The following is an 806-nucleotide window of genomic DNA, read 5'->3' as shown; positions in this document are numbered from 1 at the left end:
TCTTACACACCAACGATCACCACGGTCGTTTTTGGCAGAATAAACACGGTGAGTACGGCATGGCCGCGCGCAAGACGTTGATCGATGATCTGCGTGATGAAATTCAAGCAGAAGGAGGCAGCGTGCTGTTGCTGTCTGGTGGTGATATTAATACCGGTGTTCCTGAATCTGATTTACAAGACGCTGAACCAGATTTCAAAGGCATGAGTAAGATTGGCTACGACGCGATGGCGTTAGGCAATCACGAATTTGATAATCCGCTAGACGTGCTATTCAAACAGCAAGATTGGGCTAACTTCCCAATGCTGTCTGCCAACATCTACGACAAAAAAACGGGCAAGCGTTTATTCCAACCTTACGCGATGTTCAATAAGCAAGGCATTAAAATTGCGATTATTGGTCTGACAACAGAAGATACCGCGAAGTTGGGGAATCCTGAATTTATCGGTCAAGTGGACTTCCGCGACCCGAAAGCGGAAGCGAAAGAGCTGATTGCAGAACTGAAAAAAACAGAAAATCCGGATCTGATTTTCGCTGTTACGCACATGGGTCACTACGAAAATGGCAACCGTGGCATCAATGCGCCGGGTGATGTAGCTTTGGCGCGTTACCTTAATGAAGGCGATTTGGACATGATTGTGGGTGGTCACTCACAAGAGCCCGTTTGTATGGAAGGTCCTAACGTTATCAAAAAGAACTTTAAACCGGGTGATGAGTGTCAGCCAGACCAACAAAACGGTACTTACATTGTTCAGGCGCATGAGTGGGGTAAATATGTTGGCCGTGCCGATTACGAATTCCGTAAC

1 protein-coding gene is annotated in these 806 nt (G+C 46.8%); it reads left to right on the top strand.

Annotated features, from left to right (window positions below; all coding sequences use genetic code 11):
* Positions 1–806 (top strand): metallophosphoesterase (locus tag R8O10_RS24615; protein ID WP_318191873.1); only part of this gene is annotated, 806 nt, incomplete at both ends.

Source organism: Vibrio sp. 1727 (assembly GCF_033344415.1).
GTDB classification, from domain to species: Bacteria; Pseudomonadota; Gammaproteobacteria; order Enterobacterales; family Vibrionaceae; genus Vibrio; species Vibrio alginolyticus.
This window is presented reverse-complemented; position numbering and strand designations above follow the sequence as displayed.